The sequence below is a fragment of the Teichococcus aerofrigidensis genome (assembly GCF_054073225.1).
Window position 1 is genome coordinate 18,821 of record NZ_JBSXMU010000018.1, and the last position, 20,667, is coordinate 39,487.

At 70.8% G+C, this 20,667-nt stretch carries 17 protein-coding genes; 7 read left to right on the forward strand and 10 right to left on the reverse strand.

The features are described 5' to 3' along the window. Positions 1–42 precede the first annotated feature (42 nt). Positions 43–1,722, reverse strand: a complete 1,680-nt coding sequence (locus tag ACVMLK_RS06550) for a Na/Pi cotransporter family protein (RefSeq protein WP_457485928.1) — start codon at positions 1,720–1,722, stop codon at positions 43–45. 188 nt (positions 1,723–1,910) lie between these two features. Between ACVMLK_RS06550 and ACVMLK_RS06555 the strand changes: the two genes are divergently transcribed. After that, entirely contained in the window at positions 1,911–2,861 is a 951-nt protein-coding gene (locus tag ACVMLK_RS06555; RefSeq protein ID WP_457485929.1) for an MYG1 family protein, read from the forward strand. Between the two features lie 115 nt (positions 2,862–2,976). Next, on the forward strand, positions 2,977–4,431 hold the full coding sequence (gene hydA / locus ACVMLK_RS06560) for a dihydropyrimidinase (RefSeq protein WP_457485930.1): 1,455 nt from the start codon (positions 2,977–2,979) through the stop codon (positions 4,429–4,431). 36 nt (positions 4,432–4,467) lie between these two features. Here the strand turns inward: hydA and ACVMLK_RS06565 are convergent, their stop codons facing one another. From ACVMLK_RS06565 to ACVMLK_RS06580, 4 genes are read right to left on the reverse strand one after another with little or no spacing between them, the layout of a single operon-like run. Next, on the reverse strand, positions 4,468–5,262 hold the full coding sequence (locus tag ACVMLK_RS06565; protein WP_198365857.1) for an ABC transporter permease: 795 nt from the start codon (positions 5,260–5,262) through the stop codon (positions 4,468–4,470). Positions 5,263–5,272: 10 nt separating this feature from the next. Beyond that, positions 5,273–6,148 carry an ABC transporter permease gene (locus ACVMLK_RS06570; RefSeq protein WP_198365856.1) on the reverse strand — a complete coding sequence of 292 codons (876 nt, stop codon included), beginning with the start codon at positions 6,146–6,148 and terminating at the stop codon, positions 5,273–5,275. Continuing rightward, entirely contained in the window at positions 6,145–7,254 is a 1,110-nt protein-coding gene (locus ACVMLK_RS06575) for an ABC transporter ATP-binding protein (RefSeq protein ID WP_457485931.1), read from the reverse strand. Before ACVMLK_RS06575 ends, ACVMLK_RS06570 begins: the two co-directional genes overlap by 4 nt. Continuing rightward, complete coding sequence (locus ACVMLK_RS06580; RefSeq protein ID WP_422921788.1) at positions 7,254–8,285, reverse strand: extracellular solute-binding protein; 1,032 nt, start codon at positions 8,283–8,285, stop codon at positions 7,254–7,256. The genes ACVMLK_RS06575 and ACVMLK_RS06580 overlap by 1 nt, the downstream gene beginning before the upstream one ends. A 181-nt stretch (positions 8,286–8,466) precedes the next feature. Between ACVMLK_RS06580 and ACVMLK_RS06585 the strand changes: the two genes are divergently transcribed. Beyond that, the gene (locus ACVMLK_RS06585) at positions 8,467–9,018 is read left to right on the forward strand and encodes a phosphonopyruvate decarboxylase (protein ID WP_370591962.1); all 552 of its coding nucleotides are present in this window, start codon (positions 8,467–8,469) and stop codon (positions 9,016–9,018) included. Between the two features lie 4 nt (positions 9,019–9,022). Beyond that, positions 9,023–9,628: a thiamine pyrophosphate-dependent enzyme gene (locus ACVMLK_RS06590; protein ID WP_198365850.1), complete on the forward strand. Its 606-nt coding sequence runs from the start codon at positions 9,023–9,025 to the stop codon at positions 9,626–9,628. Between the two features lie 47 nt (positions 9,629–9,675). Here ACVMLK_RS06590 and ACVMLK_RS06595 read toward each other — a convergent pair whose 3' ends face one another. Both ACVMLK_RS06595 and ACVMLK_RS06600 read right to left on the reverse strand, forming a co-directional pair. Next, complete coding sequence (locus ACVMLK_RS06595; RefSeq protein WP_457485932.1) at positions 9,676–11,058, reverse strand: aminotransferase family protein; 1,383 nt, start codon at positions 11,056–11,058, stop codon at positions 9,676–9,678. A gap of 311 nt (positions 11,059–11,369) precedes the next feature. Beyond that, positions 11,370–11,618, reverse strand: coding sequence for a hypothetical protein (locus ACVMLK_RS06600; RefSeq protein WP_457485933.1), 249 nt, complete (start codon positions 11,616–11,618; stop codon positions 11,370–11,372). A 103-nt stretch (positions 11,619–11,721) separates the two neighbouring features. On the opposite strand from ACVMLK_RS06600, the gene ACVMLK_RS06605 reads away from it, so the two are divergent. Continuing rightward, positions 11,722–12,321, forward strand: coding sequence for a substrate-binding domain-containing protein (locus tag ACVMLK_RS06605; protein WP_457485934.1), 600 nt, complete (start codon positions 11,722–11,724; stop codon positions 12,319–12,321). Here the strand turns inward: ACVMLK_RS06605 and ACVMLK_RS06610 are convergent. Continuing rightward, positions 12,278–15,409 (reverse strand): efflux RND transporter permease subunit, encoded by a 3,132-nt coding sequence (locus ACVMLK_RS06610; protein WP_457485935.1) that lies wholly within the window; start codon positions 15,407–15,409, stop codon positions 12,278–12,280. The two genes, ACVMLK_RS06605 and ACVMLK_RS06610, sit on opposite strands and share 44 nt — an antisense overlap. After that, a complete protein-coding gene (locus tag ACVMLK_RS06615; RefSeq protein ID WP_457485936.1) occupies positions 15,406–16,536 on the reverse strand; it encodes an efflux RND transporter periplasmic adaptor subunit in 1,131 nt (376 codons plus the stop codon). Before ACVMLK_RS06615 ends, ACVMLK_RS06610 begins: the two co-directional genes overlap by 4 nt. A gap of 314 nt (positions 16,537–16,850) precedes the next feature. Here ACVMLK_RS06615 and glsA point away from each other — a divergent pair, with 314 nt between their 5' ends. Together glsA and ACVMLK_RS06625 are read left to right on the forward strand one after the other, a co-directional pair. Beyond that, positions 16,851–17,858, forward strand: a complete 1,008-nt coding sequence (gene glsA / locus ACVMLK_RS06620) for a glutaminase A (RefSeq protein WP_457485937.1) — start codon at positions 16,851–16,853, stop codon at positions 17,856–17,858. A gap of 42 nt (positions 17,859–17,900) precedes the next feature. Beyond that, on the forward strand, positions 17,901–19,535 hold the full coding sequence (locus ACVMLK_RS06625; protein ID WP_422921795.1) for an MFS transporter: 1,635 nt from the start codon (positions 17,901–17,903) through the stop codon (positions 19,533–19,535). 61 nt (positions 19,536–19,596) lie between these two features. Here the strand turns inward: ACVMLK_RS06625 and ACVMLK_RS06630 are convergent, their stop codons facing one another. Continuing rightward, positions 19,597–20,652: an AI-2E family transporter gene (locus tag ACVMLK_RS06630; RefSeq protein WP_198365819.1), complete on the reverse strand. Its 1,056-nt coding sequence runs from the start codon at positions 20,650–20,652 to the stop codon at positions 19,597–19,599. Between the last annotated feature and the right edge of the window lie 15 nt (positions 20,653–20,667).

The window sequence follows — 20,667 nt, forward strand, 5'->3', positions numbered from 1 at the left end:
TTCCCAGGCGCCGCGAACACATTCTCACGTAAAAAATTTCTTTCAGCCTGCCGCCGGTCCGGCCGTGGCCTCCTCCGCCTCGACCAGTCGGCTCGGCCGCAATTCCCCCTCCCGCTCCAGCACGGGATAGGCCGCCGCCGCGACTACGTGGCTGTTCACCAGCTTGAGATCGCGCAGCAGGTCGAGATGCAGGCCGCCACTGTCCAGGCTCTCCAGCCGCCCGGCGCGCAGCCGTTCGAAATGCCGCGCGGTGGCCTGTGCCTCGACGTCGCGGAAGGCGGCCTTCTCGGCAGCGAGCAGCCGCGCCGCGCGGGCATCCTCGGTCATCAGCAGCGAGGCCGCGATCCGGAGATTGCCGATCACCCGATCGATCAGCCCGAGAAGCTCGTCCCTCCCCTCGGCGGACAGCATCAGGCCGCGTTTGCGGAGCTTGTCGGCATGCGGCAGCAAGCCGCCCTGCACCACGTCCCCGGCCTGCTCCAGATGCATGGCGAAAAGCAGGATCTCCTGCACCCGCCGCTGGTCCGCCTCGCTCAGCTCCTCGGTGTCGAGCCCCGCGAGATAGGTCTTGAGCTCCCGGTTCAGCCGGTCCAGCGCATCCTCCGCCTGACGCGACACGGCCGCCGGCCGGGCGCCGGGCGTCGCCAGCACCCCCCGCGCGTCGCGCAGCATCGCCTCGACCAGGTCCGCCAGCCGCAGCGCCTCCCGCGCCGCGCCGCCCAGCGCCACCACCGGCACCTCCCGCGCGGCGGGATCGAGATAGAGCGGGCGGGCGGGATCGGCGGGGTTCTCCCGGCGTGGCAGAAGGCGCCGCAGCAGCGCCGCGTAGGGCGTCAGCAGGGGCAGGAAAAGCGCCGCCAGCACCAGGTTGAACAGGCTGTGGAACTGCGCCACCGCCCGGCCGGCATCGCCGGACCCGCCGCCCAGCAGCGCCGCCGCCGGCCCCAGCAGCGGCATGGCGATGGCCAGCCCCACCAGGCGGTTGAGCAGGTTGCCCAGCGGCAGGCGCCTCCCGGCCGGGTCCCCGCCGCCGCCCTCCAGCAGCGGGTTCAGGGCGCTGCCGAGATTGGCCCCGATCACCATGGCCAGCGCCGCCTCCGGCGACACGACGCCATGCTCGGCCAGGGACATGATCAGCAGCACGGTGGCCACACTGGAATGCAGGGCCCAGCTCATCAGCGCCGCCACGAGGACGTCGAGCAGCGGCACGGCGGCGATCAGGCCGAGCAGGGCCCGCAGCTGAGGCGTGGCTTCGTAGGGGCCCATCAGCGCCACGAGCTGGTGCAGCGCCATCAGCATCAGCCCGAGGCCGATCACCGCCCGCCCGAGGTCATGCGGCAGCGGCGCCTCCCGCCGAAACAGGATAAAGCCCAGCAGGATGAGGGCCGGCGCCACCATCGCCATGTCGAAGGACAGGAGCTGGACGATCAGCGTGGTGCCCAGATTGGCGCCCAGCATGACCGCCAGCGCCGGCACCAGCCCCACAACCCCGCCGGCCGCGAAGCCCGCGACCATCAGGCCGGTCGCCGTGCTGCTCTGCAACAGGGCGGTGACGCCGAGACCCGCCAGGAAAGCCCTGAGCCGGCTGCTCAGAGCGCGGCCCAGCAGCCCCCGCAACCGGGCGCCGAAGGCGCGCTGCACCCCGGTCTGGACCATGCGGGTGCCCCAGAGCAGGAGAGCCACCGTCCCCGACAGGCTGATCAGCACGACGATCAGGCTCATCTCCCGTCATCCTCCTGTCATCAGGGAAGCACGCGGCAGGACAGGGCGCAAAGCGGAAGGGGGGGGGGGTGGCGCCGGCCGGGCCGCTGGCGGATAAGGCCTGCCTTCCGGGAGCACCCAGGCCCCAGGCCCCCTGGCCTCCACCCCCTGGCCTCCACCTCCTGGCCCAGCCCACGCGAAGGATCCGCATGACCGACACCGCCCTGCCCCTGCTCGTCACCCATAGCGGCGGCTTCCACTGCGACGAGGCCTTCGCCTATGTGGTGCTGCGACAGGCGCTCGGCCTGCACCGGCCGGGCGGCGACCACCGCCTGCTGCGCACGCGGGACCCGGCGGCCATCGCCCAGGGCGACTACGTCTGGGATGTCGGGACGGTCTTCGATCCCGCCGCCCGCCGCTTCGACCACCACCAGCGCGGCGCCCCGGTGCGGCCGGACGGCACGCCCTTCAGCTCGGCCGGCCTGGTCTGGCAGCAGTACGGCGAGGCGGCAGTGGCGGCCCTCCTGCGCGCCGGCGGCGGAGAGGAGGGCCTGGCCCCGGCCATCGCCGCCGAGCTGGACCGCAGCCTGGTGCGCCGGATCGACGAGATCGACAATGGGGTGGCCGGCAGCCGCGAGCCGCTCGACCTCGCCTCCCTGGTGGGTGACTGCAACCTGCCCTGGGACGTTCCCGCCGAGGGCCGCCAGGCGGCGGAGGATGCCGCCTTCCTGGACGCCGTCGCCCTGGTGGAGCAGGTGCTGCGCCGCCGCGTCGCCGTGCTGCGCGCCCGGCTGGCGGCCGATGCCCTGGTGGCGGCGGCGCATGCCGCCTCGGCCGATCCGCGCATCCTGGAGCTGGATCGCGGCATGCCCTGGAAGGGTGCCGTCTTCGCCCACGACCTGCCGGTGCTCTTCGCCGTCTACCCGGTGCCGAACGGCAACTGGATGGTCGATGCCATGCCCCCCGAGCCGGGCTCCTTCGCCCAGCGCCTGCCGCTGCCGCAGGACTGGGCCGGGCTGCAGGACGCCGCCCTGGCCGCGGCCTCCGGCGTGCCGGACGCCGTCTTCGTGCATCTGCGCCGCTTCGTCGGCGCCGCCCGCTCGCGCGCGGGCGCGGTGGAGATGGCACGGCGCACCATCGCCCGGCACGGGGCGGGCTGAGACCGCCCCACCCGCCCGGGCGCCGGCGCCCCGGCATGCCGCTTGCAGCGTGGCCGCTTGCGACATGGCGGCTTCCGGGCGGCATGTGACGGCAGAACCGAGGAGAGAACGGCAGATGGCATCCTTCGATTGCGTGGTCCGCAACGGCACGGTGGTCACGGCGAGCGACACGGTCGCCTGTGATATAGGCATTGTCGACGGCGTCGTGGCCGCGCTGGGCCGCGACCTGCCGGCCGGCCGGCGCGAGATCGACGCCTCCGGCCGGCTGGTCCTGCCGGGTGGCGTGGACACGCACACGCATATCGAGGAGCCCGCGAAAGGCCCGGCCCGCAACGCCGACAGTTTCGACACCGCCTCCGCCTCGGCCGCCGCCGGCGGCACGACGACGGTGATCTGCTTCGCGCGGCAGCCGCGCGGCGGCACGCTGGCGGACAAGGTCGCCGCCTACCACGAGCTCGCGAAGGCCTCGCGCGTCGACTACTCCTTCCACCTGATCCTCACCGACCCGACGCCGGAGCTGCTGGAGCGGGAGCTGCCGCCGCTGGTCGAGGCGGGGCACCGCTCGCTCAAGATCTTCCTCACCTACGAGGGCGCGAAGGTGACGGATGCGGAGGCGCTGCGCGTCCTCGCCGCCGCGCGCCGGCTCGGCGCGCTGGTCTGCGTGCACGCCGAGCACAACGACCTGATCGAATTCTACCGCGACGCGCTGCTCGCCGCCGGGCTGACCGCGCCGAAGTACCATGGCTGGGTCAAGCCCATGGTGGTGGAGCGCGAGTGCACCCACCGCATCATCGCCATGGCCGAGGCGCTGGACACGCCGATCCAGGTCTTTCACGTCTCCGGCGCGGAATCGGCCGAGGAGGTGGCGCGCGGCCAGGCGCGCGGGCTGAAGGTCTGGGCCGAGACATGCCCGCAATACCTGACGCTGACGACAGCGGACATGGACCGCCCGGGCTTTGAGGGCGCGAAGTTCATCTTCAGCCCCGCCGCGCGGACGACGGCGGACCAGGAGGCGCTCTGGGCCGCGATCCGCGCCGGCGTGATCGGCAATGTCTCCTCCGACCACGCGCCCAGCCGCTACGAGGGGCCGGACGGCAAGAAGGCCCATGGCGAGGACGCGCCCTTCACCAAGGTGCCGAACGGCCTGCCCGGCCTGGCGACCCGGCTGCCGGTGCTGTTCTCCGAAGGGGTCTCGAAGGGGCGGATCGACCTGCAGACCTTCGTCGCCATCACCGCCACCAATCCGGCCAAGCTCTTCGGCCTGCATCCGCGCAAGGGCACCATCGCCGTCGGCGCGGATGCCGATCTGACGATCTGGGACCCCGAGAAGGAGGTCACCATCACCAACAGCCTGCTGCATCACGGCAGCGACTACACGCCCTATGAAGGCATGGCGGTGAAGGGCTGGCCGGTGACGACCCTGGTGCGCGGCACCGTCGTCTGTGACGGGGGCGAGATCGCCACCGCGCCGGGCGGCGGCCGCTTCCTCGCCCGCGGCCCCTATCCGCTGATCGCGCCGCGCGGCGTCTTCCCCGGGCCGTTCAACCCGGTGGATGGCGTGCCGGCCTGACGGGAAGGCGACCTGCCCCGCCGGCGGATGGCACCGCTACAGCGCCGCCATCCGCCGCAGCCCGACCAGCCGGTCGCAGAACAGCAGCATCAGCACCGTCAGACCGATCAGCAGGACCGAAACCGCCGCGAGTGTCGGATCGGGCGACACCTCGAGCTGGTTCAGCAACTGGATGGGCAGGGTCTTGGTGCGGACATCCACCAGGAACATCGAGATCGGGTAGTTGTCGAAGGAGGCGAAGAAGGCGAAGAGCGCCCCGCTGAGGAAGCCCGGCAGGATGGCCGGCACCAGCACGCGCCAGAGGGCGATCGGATAGGAGCAGCCGAGCGTCCGCGCCGCGTCGACCAGCGTGAAGTCGAAGAGCGAGAGGCTCGCCAGCACGGTGCGCATGACGAAGGGCATGGTGATGACCACGTGCGCCAGGAGCAGCGACCACCAGGCATCCCGCAGGCCGATCTCGCGCGCCGCCTGCAACAGGGCGATGCCGAGCACGAGGCCCGGCAGCATCAGCGGCGAGATCATGAAGGTCGCCACCGCCTGCCCCCAGGGCACCTGCCCGCGCACCAGCGCCACGGCGCAGAGCGTGCCGAGGACGAGGGAGATAACGGTCGAGAGGGCGGCGATGCTGGCCGAGAGCCAGAGCGCCCCGAGCAGCGCGTCGATCTCCAGGACCCGCGCGTACCAGCGGAAGGAGAAGCCGGTCGGCGGGAAGCGGAACACCGCGGTGTCGGTGAAGGAGACCGGGATCACCACCAGGATCGGCAGCAGCAGGAAGAGGATGGCCAGCGCCAGCATGGCGGCGCAGAAGCCGCGTCCCATCCGTTCGATCATCCGTCCCTCCTCATCGCCGGGCCAGGCGGCGCTGCAGCAGCGCGGCGCCCACCACCACCGCCACCGCCACCGCCAGCAGCACGGCGGCCATGGCGGCGCCCAGCTGCCAGTCGCGCAGGTTCAGGAAGGCCTTGGCCATGACCATCGACATCGTCATGTAGCGCTCGCCGATCAGCAGCTGCGGCGTCACATAGGCCGCCACCGCGAGCGAGAAGACCAGCGTCGCGCCGGCGACCAGGCCCGGCAGGCTGAGCGGCAGGATCACGTGCAGGAAGCGGAAGACCGGCCCGGCGCCGAGCGTCGCCGCGGCCTCCGGCAGCCGGCTGTCCATCATCCGCACGCCGGAATAGACCGGCAGCAGCATGAACGGCAGGAAGACGTTGATCATGCCGATGTAGAGCGTCTCCTCGGTGAAGAGCAGGCGCAGCGGCCGCTCGATCCATCCCGCCGAGAGCAGCGCCCAGTTCACGATGCCGTCGCGCCGCAGCATGATGGCCCAGCCGAAGGACTTGACGATGACGCTGACGGTCATCGGCAGGAAGACCAGGGCGAAGAGCGCCACCTGCCAGTAGCCGCGCGCCCGCGCCAGGGCGAAGGCGGCGGGATAGCCGATCAGCGCGGCGCCGAGCGTCGTCGCGAGCCCCAGCCAGAGCGAGCGTCCGATCACCCGGAGGTAATAGGGATCGCCCAGCAGCCGGGCATAGCCGTCAAGGCTGAAGCCCGCCTCCGAACGCAATGAGGTGATGAGCAGCAGCAGCACCGGCAGCGCGAAGACCGTGACCATGAAGGCCACGGCCGGCAGCGCCAGCAGGGCCAGCGGGTCGATCGCCGGCCGCGCGGCGGGTGCGGCGGCCGGTGCCAGGACCGTCGGCGCGGTGGTGCTCATGGCGCGGGAAAGACCATGACCTCGGCCTCCGGGAAGGCCAGCCGCACCGGGCGGCCGGGCGCGATGCCCTCCGGCAGGCGGGCCAGCTCGACCATGCCGCGATCCGGCCCGCCCGCCGGCAGATCCAGGTGCAGCTGCACGCGGGAGCCAAGGAAGCTGACATCGGCGATGCGCGCCGCCAGCCCCTCCTCCGCCGCCGGGTCTAGCAGGATCGCCTCCGGCCGGATGGCCGCCACCACCGGCGAGCCGGGCAGGTAGCTGCCCCGGGCGCGCAGCCGGCCCAGCGCCGTCTCCACCACCAGCCCGCCGCCCCGGCTCTCCGCCACCCGTCCGGCAAGGCGCGTGGAGCGACCGACGAAGTCCAGCACATAGAGCGTGGCCGGCTGCCGGTAGAGCGTCGCCGGATCGGCCAGCTGCTCGATGCGGCCGGCGTTCATCACCGCGATGCGATCGCTGACGACCAGCGCCTCCTCCTGGTCATGGGTGACGAAGATGGCGGTGATGCCGACCTCGCGCAGCAGCCCCTTGAGCTCGACCTGCATCGTGTCGCGCAGCTTGCGGTCCAGCGCCGAGAAGGGCTCGTCCAGCAGCAGCAGCGAGGGGCGCACCACCAGCGCGCGCGCCACCGCGACGCGCTGCTGCTGGCCGCCCGAGAGCGCCGTCACCGGCTTGCCGGCATGCTCGCCCATGCGGACCAGCGCCAGCGCCTCCTCGACGCGCGCCGCCTGCTCGCGGCGCGGCACGCCCTGGGCACGCAGGCCGAAGGCCAGGTTCTCCGCCACGGTCAGATGCGGGAACAGCGCGTAGTTCTGGAACACCACGCCGATGTTGCGCCGGTGCGCCGGGAGGCGGGTGATCTCGGCGCCGCCCACCACGATGCTGCCGCGGTCGGGGCGCATCAGCCCGGCGATCAGGCGCAGCAGCGTGGTCTTGCCGCAGCCCGAGGGCCCGAGCAGCGAGACGAACTCGCCCCGCGCGACGGTCAGCGAGAGGTCGTCCAGCACGCTGGCCGCGCCGAAGCGCTTGCCCAGACCCGCGACGCGGAGATGGTCGGGCGCGGTGAGGCCGCCCGGCGCGGCGGCGCCGGGCCTCGTGCCGATCAGCATCAGCCGCCCGAGATCTCGCGCTCGAAGCGCTCGATCCAGCGGTTGCGGTTGTCGGCGAAGTACTCCCAGTCCAGCACCGCCAGCTCCGGCAGGTCGAGCCCGGCCGGCTTCACCGTCTTGGTGTTGGTCGGGTTGGAGTAGAAGGTCTTGGCGATCAGCGCCTGGGTCTCGGGGTCCAGCAGCTCGTTGATGAAGGTCATCCCCAGCTCGGGGTTCGGGCCATTGGCGACCAGCGCGGCGCCGGCCGGCATGGCGACCATCCCCTCCTTCGGCTGCGCCTGGTCGACCGGCGCGCCCTGGGCCTTGCGGAACAGCACCGTGCGCGTGTCGGGGCTGAGAAAGAAGTCGATCTCGCCGGTTTCCAGGAGCTGTTGCGCCTGCGGCGCGTTGCTCGTCACCTGCAGCACGTTGGGCTTCAGTTCCTTCAGCTTCTCGAACCCCGCATCCGCCTCCTTCAGGCATTCGGCGAGCGGCTTGCCGGTGGCCAGATGCGCCGCCGCCAGGAGCGGCACCACCGCCTGGGTGATGCGCATGGAGATCAGGATGATCTTGTCGCGGTGCCTGCTGTCCCAGGCCTCGGCGTAGGAGGCCGGGCCGGGCCTCACGCTGTCCGTGTTGTAGGCAATCGAGGAGGCAGGCTGGCACCAGTTCACCCACATCGCGTCGCGCGGCTTCGCGTCCGCCCGCACATCCGCGAGGTTGGGGATATTAGCGCCCTTCAGCGGGGCGATCACCTTCTCCCGCTCGGCGAGGATGAGGACCGGATCGTCCATCATCGTCACCGTCATGGTCGGGCGCGCCTTGTTAGCGCGGATCTTCTCCAGGTTGATGAGGGAGTTGCTGCCCTCGAACAGGATCTTGAAGCCGTGCTTGCGCTCGATCAGCGGGAACAGCATGTCGGTCAGGCCAGGCGAGGCGGGGCCGCCGACGAAGATCTCCCGCGGCTGCGCGCGCACGACGGAGGGGGCCGCCAGGCCGAGCGCCATACCGGAGGATGCGGCCAGGACATGGCGGCGGGTGAAGCGGGGCATCGGCAAGCCTCCTGTTCGGCGAAAGGACACGCCGGGACCGGAAGCAAGATCCATGCCCGCATCGGCGGCGCCTTGCCCGATTGACAGCGGCTGCCGCTTCCTCGACCCTCGTCCCCGCTCAGGAGCGGACAGCGGCCGGGATAAGGCAGGAGCACTCGCTCTTTTCGCAGGAGGAAAACGCGTGAACGACACAGCCATGGACGTGGCGCCGGCGCCGGCCGACACCTGGCCGGACGAATTGTTCGAACTGCTCAGGGCCCACAAGGTCCGCCAGGTCGCCTATGTCCCGGATGCCGGACACTCACGCCTGATCCGCCGCTGCCAGGCCGATCCCGCGATCCGGGCCGTCTCGCTGACCACCGAGGAAGAAGGCATCGCGCTGATGCTCGGCGCCTGGCTCGGCGGCGAGAGGAGCGTGCTGCTGATGCAGAGCTCGGGCGTCGGCAACTGCGTCAACATGTTGTCGCTCGGCATCCTGCACCGCACGCCCATGCCGATGCTGGTGACGATGCGCGGCGATTTCGGCGAGTTCAACCCGGCGCAGATGCCCATGGGCCAGGCCACGCAGGCCGTGCTGGAGGCCATGGGGACGCTGGTGTGCCGCGCCGACCACGCCGCCGACATCGCACCCACCGCGGATGCCACGCTGCGCATGGCCTTCAACACCTTCCGCCCCACGGCGACGCTGATCGGCCAGCGCGTGCTGGGCGCCAAGACCTTCGGCAAGGAGTGACGCCATGAGCGAGACCGCATCCTCCGGCACGCTGCGCCGGCGCGAGGTCGTCCCGGCGCTGCTGGCCGACCGGGGCGAATTGCTGGTGGTGGCCGGGCTCGGCGCGCCGGCCTGGGACATCACCGCGGCGGGCGACCACCCGCGCAACCTGCCGCTCTGGGGCGGCATGGGCGGGGCGGCGATGATCGGCCTCGGCCTGGCCCTGGCGCAGCCGAAGGTGCCGGTGCTGGTGATCACCGGCGACGGCGAGATGCTGATGAGCCTCGGCGCCCTGGCCACCATCGCCGTGGCCCGCCCCGCCAATCTCTCCGTGGTCGTGCTGGACAACGAGCACTACGGCGAGACCGGCATGCAGCCGACCCATACCGGCGCCGGCGTGGACCTGGCGGGGATCGCCCGCGCCGCCGGCTTCCCGCAGGCCAGCCGGGTCGAGGCGATGGACGATATCGCGGCCCTGCGCGACGCGGTCCACCGCTGCGACGGCCCGCTCTTCGCCCAGGTGAAGATCAACGCGGAAGCGCTTCCGCTGGTGCTGCCGCCCCGCGAAGGCGCCCTGCTGCAGGCGCGGATGCGGGAATCCCTGCTCGGGCCGGAGGCGCACCTGGCCTGACGCCGCCCGGCCACGGTCCCGGCCGGGACCGTGGCCGGCGGGCCGCCTCAGCCGGTGACGGCGGTCAGCGCCTGCCCGATGACCTCGGTGATGCGGTCGATCTCCGCCTCGGTGGCGATCAGCGCGGGGCTCAGCGTCAGGGTGTTGTTCAGCCCGGGCAGGGAGCGGTTGGTGGCGCCGATGATGACGCCGAGCTCCATGCACTTCGCCACGACGGCCTGCACCTTGGCCTCGGCCAGCGGCTCCTTCGTCGCTCGGTCGGCCACCAGCTCCGCGCCCTGGAACAGGCCCAGGCCGCGCACCTCGCCGATGACGGCATGCTTCTCCTGCAGCGCCAGAAGGTTGTCGCGCAGCCGCGCGCCCATCCGTTGGGTGTTCTCGAGCAGACCCTCATCCTCGATGATGCGGATGTTCTCGAGCGCCGCCGCCGGGCCGGCCAGGCAGCCGCCGAAGGTGGAGATGTCGCGGAAGTAGCTCATCGGGTCGGCGGGGTTGTCCTTGAACAGGTTGAAGACCTTCTCGGTCGTCACCGTGCAGGAGATCGCCGCGTAGCCCGAGGCCACGCCCTTGGCCATGGTCACGAAATCCGGCTCGATGCCGAACTGCTGGTAGCCGAACCACTTGCCGGTGCGGCCGAGACCGCAGACCACCTCGTCGATATGCAGCAGCACGTCGTACTTGCGGCAGATCTCCTGCACGCGCGGCCAGTAGCTGGCCGGCGGCACGATGACGCCGCCGCCCGCCGTGATCGGCTCCAGGCAGATCGCGCCCACCGTCTCCGGCCCCTCGCGCAGGATCACCGCCTCGATCGCATCGGCGGCGGCGATGCCGTAATCCTCGGCGTCCGGATACTGGCTGCGGTATTCGAGGCAGTGCGGCACCTCGACGAAGCCCTCCGGGTAGGGGCCGTAATCGGCGTTGCGCTGCGGCTGGCCGCAGGCGGCGAGGGCGCCGAAGGTGGTGCCGTGATAGTCGCGCTCGCGGTAGAGGATCTTCCACTTCCCGCCGCCGTGATGGCGCGCGGCGATCTGCCGCACCATCTTGAAGGCCTTCTCGTTCGCCTCGGAGCCGGAGTTCGAATAATAGACGCGGGTCATGCCCGGCATCTTCTCGATCAGCCGCTTGGCGAAGGCGGCGCCCGGCGCGCTGCCCTTGGCGCCGGCGAAGTAGTTCAGCGTCACCAGCTGCTCGCGCACCACATCGGCGATGGATTCGCGGCCGTAGCCGACATTCACCGTCCAGACGCCGCCCGAGGTGGCGTCGAGATACTCCTTGCCGGTGGCATCCCAGATCCGCATGCCCTTGCCCTCGACCATCAGCTGCGGGTCGACGGTCTCGTACTGCTTGTGCTGGGAGAGATGATGCCAGACATGCGCGCGGTCGGCCTCGATCAGCCCGGCGATGTCGTTGCTCTTCGGAACGTAGTTCATGATCAGCCCTTCGCTGGATCGTGCAAGCCGGACATGCGCCGTACGATCGGATCCCTGTCTCTCTCCACCGGCCAGGGTCGGGCGTCCTGTCCCCGGCCCGGCCTCCGCCCAGGCCGCCCTCCAGCCGCACCCGGCCCCCCCCCCGCCCGGGCCGCCGCCCAGGCCCTCCGCGCGGTCCGGCGCGGCGGAGGGCCGCGCGGCCTCCTCCGGGCCGGCGCGGGGCCGCCGGTCGGGAAGAAGCCGCCCGGCCGGGCGCGAGGGACGTCCCGGAAGGCCTGTGCCGGGAGCCTAGGCCATGGCGCCCTCCCGCCTCAACCCCCGCCGCCCGGCGCGCGCCGGGCGCGGCACGCCCGCTGCACCTCGTCCAGCGTCAGGAACTCGGCGCCCCGCGCCGCCAGACCGTCGATCAGCCGCTCCATCATCATCATGCGGTGGCCCCGGCCGCTGACATCGGGGTGGAAGGTATAGACCAGCATGCCCCAGTCGGTGTTCCGCCGCATGTAGTCGAAATCGGCCAGCCAGTTCTCCAGCACCGCCCCGGCATTGGCGAGGCCCGGCACCACCCCGGCCGCGCGAGAGCGGGCGCCAGCGCCAGGCCGGCCGCGATCCCGCCGAACCCGCGGCGGGTAAGCGTGTTTCTTGTTGTCATGGACGTTCCTCGTGATGTCGGGGACCACAGGGTCCGGTCAGGCTACTCCGTCGTGCCGGAGGCGGGGCGGGCCCAGCGGCGGTCGAAGTCCCGGACTTCCTCGAAGCCCATCAGCGTGTTCATTCCGGCGAGGTCCTGCAGCCTGCCGTCGGGCAGGCCGCGCGTATCGCCCTCGCGGCGCCAGCCACGCCGCCGGCTTCGCCACGGGCACCGCCCTGGCCGCCCTGGCGCCCGCGCGGCGCCCGGACGCCGTCTTCTGCGTCAGCGACATCCTGGCCATGGGAGTCATGGACGCCCTGCGGGAAGCCGGCGTCGCGGTGCCCGGCGACATCTCGGTGGTCGGCATGGACGGCATCGGACCCGCCCGCCAGCCTCCCTATCGCCTGACCACCGTGGCCCAGCCGCTGCAGGCCATGGTCGCGCGGGGGCTGGACCTGCTCGCCGCCCGCATCGGAGGCGCCGCCCTGCCGCGCGAGCGCGTCCTTCTACAGGGCGCGCTGATCCGGGGCCGCTCCGCACGGCTGCCCGCGGATGGCACGGAACAGGGGCGGGAAGACCGCGCCGCCATCCCTATCCCCGCTCCGCCACGGGCGCGGCAAGGAACCGCGCCTTGAGCCTTTCCCGGACGGTCTGGACGATGACATAGAGCACCGGGATCATCAGCAGGCCGAGCAGGGTTCCGATCAGCAGGCCGCCGAAGAGGGTCATGCCGATCGAGCGCCGGCTCTCGGCCCCCGCCCCGCTCGCGATGACCAGCGGAACGACACCGAGGACCGAGCTGAAGGCGGTCATGACCAGCGGGCGGAAACGCTGCCGCGTCGCGTCGATCGCCGCCTCCAGCGTGCTCATGCCCTGCTCCCGCCGGGTCTTGGCGAATTCGACGATGAGGATCGCGTTCTTCGCGGCCAGTCCGATCAGCAGAAGCAGGCCGATCTGCGAGTAGACGTCGATCGGCATTCCCGCCAGGGCCAGGCTGGCGAGGGCGCCCAGCACCGCCAGCGCCACGGACAGCATGACCGCCAGGGGAACGCTCCAGCTCTCATACTGGGCGACCAGGAAGAGGTAGGTGAAGACGATGCCGACGAGAATGATCATCATCGTCTCCGCCCCGGCCTGCCGTTCCTGCAGGGCGAGGCCGGTCCATTCGAAGCCGAAGCCCTCCGGCAGGCTCTCCAGCGCCAGTGCCTCCATGCGGTCCAGCGCGGCGCCGCTGCTGGCGCCGTCCGCGGCCTGCCCGTTGATGGCGACGGCGGGGAAAAGATTGTAGCGGTTGATGACGCTCGGCCCGAGGGTGGCGCGGGTCGTCACCAGGGCACGGAGCGGCACCAGCTCGCCCGAGCTGGCGCGCACATGCAGGCGCCCGATATCGGCCGCCTGGCTGCGGAAGCCCGCCTCGTCCTGGATGCGGACCTGGAACACGCGCGAGAGGATGTTGAAGTCGTCCACATAGGCGGAGCCGAGGTGCGCCTGCAGCGTCTGGAAGATCGCGCCCGGGGTCACGCCCAGCAACTCCGCGCGGTGGCGGTCGATCTGCAGATGGACCTGCGGCGTGTCGGCCCGGAAGGTGCTGAACACGGCGGTCAGGTCCGGGGCCTGGTTCGCCCGGACGATCAGGCCCCGCATCGCCTCCGCCAGTTCCTCCTGGCTCTGTCCGCCGCGGGCCTGGAGGCGGAGGTCGAACCCGCCCGTGGCGCCGAGCCCCGGAATGGCCGGTGGCACGAAGGCGACGACCGCCCCCGCCGTCACGGTGGCGAAGCGGGCCCGCAGGTGGGCCAGCACATGGTCGAGACGCCCGCTCGCATCGCGGCGCTCGCGCCAGGGCCTGAGCGCCGCGATGACCATGCCGGAATCGGAGCCGCCGCCGCCGAGAAGGCTGGCGCCCGCGACGCCGATGACATTGTCGATGCCCGGCGTCGCGCGCACGATCCGCACCACCTCGTCCAGCGCAGCCTGCGTCCTCTCGAGCGAGGCGGCGCTCGGCAACTGCACATTCACGAAGATGTATCCGAGATCCTCGGAGGGGATGAAGCCCGTCGGCAGCGTGCGGAACAGGCCGGTCACGCCGGCCAGGACCGCCACCATGATGCCGCCCGCCAGCACCAGCCGCCGTGCCAGGCGGCCGAGCAGGGCCAGGTAGCCCCGCCGCGACCGCCCGATGACCCGCTCGAGAAGGGCGAAGACCCCGCCCCGCGGGCCGGCCAGCCGCCGCAGGAGGAGCACGCTGAGGGCGGGGCTCAGGGTCAGCGCGTTGACGGTCGAGAGCGTGATGGTCGCCATGATCGTCACGGCGAACTGTCCGTAGAGCTGCCCGGTGACGCCGGAGATGAAGCCGATCGGCAGGAACAGGGCGCCGAGCACCAGGGTCGTCACGACAATGGGCCCGGTGACCTGGCGCATCGTCTCCAGGGTGGCCTCGACGACCGCGAGGCCCTGCTCCTGCATGGCGCGCTGCACACCCTCGACGACGATGATGGCATCATCGACGACCAGGCTGATGGCCAGCACGATGGCGAAGAGGGTGACGGTGTTCGCCGAATAGCCCAGCGCGTAGAGGATGACGAATCCGCCGAGCAGCGAGACCGGGATCGTCAGCATCGGGATCAGCGTGGCGCGCCAGTCCTGCAGGAAGACATAGGTGACCAGGACGACCAGCAGGAAGGTGATGCCGAGCGTGATGGCGATCTCGCGGATCGTCTCGCTGACGAAGGCCGTGGTGTCGAAGACGACCGTCTGCGCGAGGTCCTCCGGAAACTGCGGTGCGGCGCGCGCCAGCTCCGACCGGACGGCGGAGGCGACGTTCAGGGCGTTGGCCTCCGGCGCGGCATAGACGACGAGGGTCGCGCTCGGCTGGCCGTTGAAGCGCGACCCGATGTCATAGGACTGCGCGCCGAGCTCGAGGCGGGCCACGTCGCGGAGGCTGACGATCGCGCCATCGGCATTCGTGCGCAGGACGATGTCGCCGAACTCCTCCGCCGTCTCCAGGCGCCCGCGCGCCATCACCGCCATCTGCAGCTCCTGCCCGGCGGGCGCGGGTGGCGCGCCGATCAGCCCCGCCGAGGCCTGCGCGTTGTGCGCGCGGATGGCCTCCGTGATATCGGCCGCCGTGATACCCAGGGCCTGCATGCGGTCGGGGTTCATCCAGACCCGCATGCTGTAGACCGGGCCGAAGACGCCGACATCCCCGACGCCCGGGATCCGGGCGATGGCATCGCGCAGATTGACCGAGGCGTAGTTGCTGATGAAGATCTCGTCGCGCGTGCCGCCCGGCGAGTAGAGCGACACGCCCATCAGCATGCTGGTGGAGCGGGCGCGGACGGACACGCCCGTCTGCGTCACGGCCGGCGGCAGCCGCGCCGTCGCCAGCGCCACACGGTTCTGCACATTCACCTGCGCCATGGCCGGATCGGTGCCGACGCGGAAGGTGACGGTCAGCGAATAGCTGCCATTGTTGCCGGCGGAGGAGGACATGTACATCATGTCATCCACGCCGTTGACCTGCTCCTCGATCGGCGCGCCGACGCTGTTCATCAGCACCTCGGCGCTGGCACCGGGATAGCTGGCGCTGACCTGGACCTCCGGCGGCGTGATCGGCGGGAACTGCGCGACGGGAATCATGCTGAGGGCCAGCAGTCCGGCCAGGGTGGTGACCACCGCGATCACCATCGCGAAGCGGGGCCGCCGGACGAAGAGCGCGGCGATCATGGGCGGGCGGGCGCGCCGGCCACGGGCACGACGGTCACGGCGGCGCCGGGCCGCGCATTCTGCAGGCCCTGGACGATCAGCCGCTCGCCGCCCTTCAGCCCTTCCTCGACGATCCAGTTCTGATCGAGCTGCGCGCCTGTCCGGATGCGCCGCAGCACGACCTTGTCGCTGTCATCGGCAAGGAGCACGAAGCGCCCTTGCCGGTCCAGCTGCACCGCGCCCAGCGGCACGACGGGGCGCTGGCGGGGCGCATCCGGCTGCACGGCCACGGTGACGAACTGTCCGGGGACCAGGAGGCCGTCCGGATTCGCGAAGCGGACGCGCACCGGCACCGTACCGGTCCGGGGATCGACCTCGTTGCCGATGAAGTCGATCTCGCCGGCGCCGGGATAGGTCTGGCCGGAGGACAGGGTCAGCGTCGGCACGAAGGTCTCCGCCGGCCCGGCCGTGGCGCCGCCGCGGAACTCCAGAAGGCTCTGGTCGCTCACCGAGAAGACGACGCGGATCGGATCGACCTGTACGATGCGGGCGAGCACCCCCGATGAGGGCGAGACGAGACTGCCCACCGCGACGGTGGTATGCCCGATCCGCCCCGCCAGCGGCGCGCGGATGGTGGTGTAGCTGAGATTGAGTTCGGCCTGCCGCAGGTTGGCTTCCGCCGCCATGACGTTGGCGCGGCCGCGGTCCCGCGCGGCCAGGGCTTCCTCCAGCGCCGCCTGGGAGGCCGCCTGCGTCCGGCGGAGCTGCTGGCTGCGCTCGAAGCGCCCCTCGGCATCCCGCAGATCGGCCTCCGCGCCCGCCAGGCTGGCCCGCGCGGCGGAGAGGGCGGCCTCGTAGCCCGCGCCCTCGATCCGGAAGAGGTCCTGACCCTGCTCGACGAACTGCCCTTCGCGGAAGCCGCGCGCCTCGACGAAGCCTTCGACGCGAGAGCGGATATCGACCGCGTTGATCGCCTCCACGCGTCCGACGAAACGAGCCCCCGGCGCGACGTCCTCGACCGCCACGGGCGTGACGCTCACTGCCGGCGCCTGCGCCATCGCCGGCCCGCTCAGCGACAGCAGGGCCGCCAGAATGGCCAGCGGCGTTCCATAGCTGTAGCTGTCACGGGGAAGGATTACAGTTTGCATCAGCGACGTCTCCAACACTCGCAAATCTGTCACGGCCGCTGCGGGCTCGCAACGGGCCGGGCCACCGCAGGGGTCCGTCAGCATGCCGGACCTGCCCCACGATGGCTCCCGAAAGCCCGCGCCGAGGAGGATTGACCACACCAATTTGTCATCCCCGGTCGCGTGGCGGACGTTGACATGCAAATTGACGACACCCTTTCGGAGGCGCAGCCTCACTGCAGAGGTGAAGGTATGCGCTCCGGCGTGCCCGGGCTTCGACGACGCCCACTCAACAGAAGAACAACGATGTCGGTATCGGGAGGAGTAGGTCCGCCATGGAGGTGTCCTCATTTCCCCAGCCTTCCGAGGAGGAAGGCTATGATTACGTCTCGACCGGCCAGCTTCCCGACGAGGAGCCGGTCAAACGCCTGATCGACGAGGCCTACAACCGCTTCAAGGACTCCGAGGAGGGCGAGGTTTCCACCGTCTATCCCGCCCTGGCGCGGGTGCCGCCTCAGCAGTTCGGCATCTGCATCGTGGCGAATGACGGCGGGATCGCCGCCGTCGGGGATGTCGAGACGCCATTCACGATCATGAGCGTCTCCAAGCCGTTTCTCTTCGCGCTGGTCTGTCAGCTCCTGGGCCCGCAGGCCGCACGCGAGAAGCTCGGCGTGAACGGCACCGGCCGCCCCTTCAATTCGCTGGCGGCCATCGAGTTCAGCCGCGACGGCAAGACGAATCCGATGGTCAATCCAGGCGCCATCGCGACGACGAGCCTGGTTCCCGGCCGGTCGGAGGCGGAGAAGTGGAGCTTCATTCATCAGGGCCTGAGCCGCTTCGCCGGCCGGCAGCTGGAGCTGGATGAGGAAACCTACCGCTGCGCCAGCGAGACCAATTTCCGCAACCGCGGCATCGCCAATGCGCTGCAGGGGATGGGCGCCATCTACTCCGACCCGGCCGAGGCGACCGATCTCTACACCCGCCAATGCTCGCTTCAGGTCACCGCGCGGGATCTGGCGATCATGGGCGCCACGCTGGCCGATGGCGGCGTCAATCCGGTGACCGGCGAGCAGATCGTCAGCCCGGAGGTCTGCCACTACACCCTGGCCGTCATGATCACCGCCGGGCTCTACGAAACCTCCGGAGACTGGCTCTACGAGATCGGCCTTCCGGGCAAGAGCGGCATCGGCGGCGGCATCGTCACCGTCTCCCCCGGGAAAGGCGGCCTCGGCACCTATGCGCCACGGCTGGACAAGGCGGGCAACAGCGTCAAGGGCCAGCAGGTGGCGCGGTTCCTGTCGCATCGCCTCGGCCTCGACCTGCTGGTGTCCAAGCCGGCCTGAGGCCATTCCGATTCTTTCGGCAAGCATGAACTGGAGAACGCCATGGCGCTCGACGCCGATGTGACAGGCCAGGACGCGGAGAGCCGCGAGAGCTGGGTTCCCCTCATGGCCATCGTGCTCGGCCAGATGATCATGTCGTTCAACGTGGCCTCCCTTCCCGTGGCGCTGGGCGGCATGGTGGCCAGCTTCGATGTGCCGCCGACCACGGTGGCCACCGGCATCGTGATGTACGGCATGCTGGTCGCGGGCTTCGTCATGCTGGGCGCGAAGCTTTCCCAGCGCTTCGGCCCGTCCCGCGTCTTCCGTGGCGCCATCCTCGCTTTCCTCGCGGCACAGGTGCTGATGACGCTCACGCCGACCGCGACGCTGATGATCACGGCGCAGGCCCTGTGCGGCCTTTCGGCCGCCGTGATCGTTCCCTGCCTGGTCGCGCTGATCGCCGAGAACTACCGCGGGCGCCAGCAGGCCACGGCGGTGGGCGCGCTGGGTTCGGCCCGCGCCGCCGCGGGGGTGCTGGCCTTCGTGATCGGCGGCGTTCTCGGCACCCATATCGGCTGGCGGCCCTCCTTCGGCATCCTGATCGTGGCCTCCGCCATCGCCTTCGCCGCCAGCCTGCGCCTCAAGCCCTCGACCCCGCATCCCGATGTCCGGATCGACCTGCTGGGCGTCGTGCTCGCGGCCGCCGCCATCATCTGCATCAGCTTCGGCTTCAACAACCTGAACCGCTGGGGCCTCGGATGGGCGCGGCCGGGGGCGCCGTTCGACCTCCTGGGCCTGTCCCCCGCGCCGGTGCTGATCATCCTCGGCATCGTGCTGGGCCAGGCCTTCCTGGCCTGGACGCACCGCGCCAGGGCGCAGGGACGGACGCCCCTGCTGGCGCTGGAGGTCGTGGATTCGCCGAAGGAGCGCTCCGCGGTCTATGCCCTGTTCGTCGTCGTGGCGCTGGAGGCGGCGCTGAACTTCCTGGTGCCCCTCTATATCCAGATCGTGCAGGGCCGATCGCCGATCGCCACGGCCGTGGCCATGATGCCCTTCAACCTCACCGTCTTCTTCACCGCCATGCTGGTCGTCAATCTCTACGACAAGATGACGCCGCGGCTGATCGCGCGGTGCAGCTTCGTCATCTGCACCGTGGCCCTGCTCTGGCTGGCCTTCGTCGTGCGCAACGACTGGAACGAGTGGCCTGTCCTGCTCGGGCTGATCCTCTTCGGCATCGGCCAGGGCGCGCTTGTCACCCTGCTGTTCAACGTGCTGGTCACCGCCTCGCCCAAGGAACTGGCCAGCGATGTCGGCTCGCTGCGGGGCACCACGCAGAACCTGGCCTCCGCCGTGGGCACCGCCGTCGCCGGGGCGCTCGTGGTCGGCCTGCTGAGCAGCGCCGTCCTCGGCAGGGTCACGGCCAGCCCGGTGCTGACCGAGGAGCTGCGCGCCCAGGTCAATCTCGACAACATCAACTTCGTCAGCAACGACCGCCTGCAGGCCGTGCTCAGCAACACGACGGCCTCGCCCGAGCAGGTGACCGAGGCGGTGCGGATCAACACCGAGGCCCGGTTGCGGGCCCTCAAGATCGGCCTGCTGATCATGGCCGGCCTGGCGCTCATCGCCATCATCCCCTCCGGCGGCCTGCCCAACTATCGTCCGGGCGACATCCCGCCGGATCCCGAGGCGGTCCGGTAGCGCCCGTCTTCGTCAGACACATCGGCCAGGGGGCGGGCGCCAGGGCATGGCGCCCGCCCCTTCATGATTCCCCGGAAGCCCGGCGCGGCACCGGATCGGAGGATGCGGCGGAAAGCAGGGCCGCGACCCAGCGGGTACGGGGATAGGCGCCACAGGCTTCCATGATGGCGATGGCGATCGGCACGCCGATGAAGGCGCCGGCAATGCCCCACAGGAAGCTCCAGAAGAAGACCGCCAGCAGAATGAGGAAGGGCGAGATCGCCAGCGCATTGCCCGCCACGCGCGGTTCCACATAGGTGCCGATGAGATTCTGCGTGAGGATCATGACGAGCATGACACCGACCGCCGGCGTCAGGGCCCCGAACTGCACCCCGGCGAGCAGCGCCGGCAGGATCGTCGCGACCAGGGGGCCGATGAAGGGGAGGTAGTTCAGCACGAAGGCCAGCACACCCCATTCCAGGGCCAGTTCCAGATGAAACAGCAGTGCGATGCCATAGACACAGAGGCCTGTCGCCAGGCTCATCACCGTGCGGACCAGCAGGTAGTGCTGGAACTTCCGCGAGGTCGACCTGGCGACGCGCAACGCCCGGCCGCCATGGCCCTCCGGCCCCAGCGCCTCCAGCCGGCGCGCCACCGGCCCCGCCTCCGGCAGGCCCAGGATGATGAAGATCAGCATCAGCATCATGAAGCTGATGAAGCCTTGCAGATAGGCCGCCAGGCTGCGCGCGGTGCGCAGCATCATGGAGACATCGAGCTGCCCGGCCAGGGCGGCGGCCGTGTCCAGCCCCTGGGCGTCGAGCATGGCCGTCGCCGCCGCGTAGAGGGCCAGGATGCTGGCGCTGTTCTCGACCAGCCAGTGACCGGCGCGGTTGACGGCCCAGACGGCGAGGCTGCCGAAAGCGCCCACGACGGTCACGATGGCCAGCAGCATCAGCAGCATCGCCAGCGGGCGCGGCAGGATGCGTTCCAGCTGCCGCTGCCACGGGACGACCGATGCGATGATGAACAGGGCGACGGTCAGCGGCGCCATCAGGGACGCCGCCGCCCAAAGCCCGGCGAGCACCAGCACAACCGCCCCGAGTCCCAGCAGGACGGGAAGAAAACCGCCGGCCTTCATGAAGGGAGTCCCCGG